At 35.6% G+C, this 736-nt stretch carries 1 protein-coding gene and 1 pseudogene; both read right to left on the reverse strand.

The genetic code is table 11. The features are described from left to right. Positions 1–423, reverse strand: a pseudogene (locus ACFIM6_RS10045) (hypothetical protein); the annotation flags it as partial. Positions 424–492: 69 nt separating this feature from the next. After that, complete coding sequence (locus ACFIM6_RS10050) at positions 493–645, reverse strand: TrwH protein (protein WP_375612691.1); 153 nt, start codon at positions 643–645, stop codon at positions 493–495. Between the last annotated feature and the right edge of the window lie 91 nt (positions 646–736).

Below are 736 nucleotides of genomic sequence, written 5' to 3' on the forward strand. Positions count from 1 at the left end.
TTTTTTCAACTCAAGCTGTTTTTTTAAGAGCTCAATAATTTCCCCTTTTTTTAATAGATTAGTAAGCTCCAGATATTTTGCTGATGGAGCAGATACGAAAGTTGATTTAGGTACCTGAGCTGTGGGAGATACTGGAGGTGTGTTAGATGGCTTAGAGCCAATAGGTTTGGACGGTACGCGATTTCTTATCGTTCCCAAATTAGAAAGGTCAATTTTAATATCGGGTGGAAGTTTACGTGGTGGCTCATAGCCTTTTGGTGGTTTTGGTTTATAATTGTTGCTTGAATCGAGATTTCCTGACCCTATACTAGGAACTGCAAAACGGCTATGACCTCCTCCTTGCTTAGTAAGAGTGTTACTTCTTGCTAAGTTTGTTGTTCCAAAAAAAGCACTAATCGCTATGATAATAATCAGCTTTTGCATATTTCATACCTTTTAATTTTCACATATTTAGAAAGACTGACCATTACATTATTAACTTCATAAATCAGTTTATGAGATTCCGTTGTCTCCTCGCTTGATTTCGGCAGGGATTGTTTTATTAATAGGCACGCGGTTCCTGTCATTCGGCTGTTTTAGCTTTGGTGCTAATGCACAAGCCGATAAAAGGTTTGTAATCAAAATTATAAGAATGATCGACTTCATTTTAATATGACTCTTTTTTACTGTTATACACATTCTGATATTTGTTGTCATTATTATAATTTCGACACCAAAGTAAAGTGTATAGTTTACG

The organism is Bartonella sp. AA9NXGY (genome assembly GCF_042196845.1).
Classification (GTDB): domain Bacteria; phylum Pseudomonadota; class Alphaproteobacteria; order Rhizobiales; family Rhizobiaceae; genus Bartonella.

What these genes read in the sequence shown, in the direction of transcription:
- ACFIM6_RS10050 (WP_375612691.1), bottom strand. Translation starts at nt 645, where the DNA reads ATGAAGTCGATCATTCTTATAATTTTGATTACAAACCTTTTATCGGCT.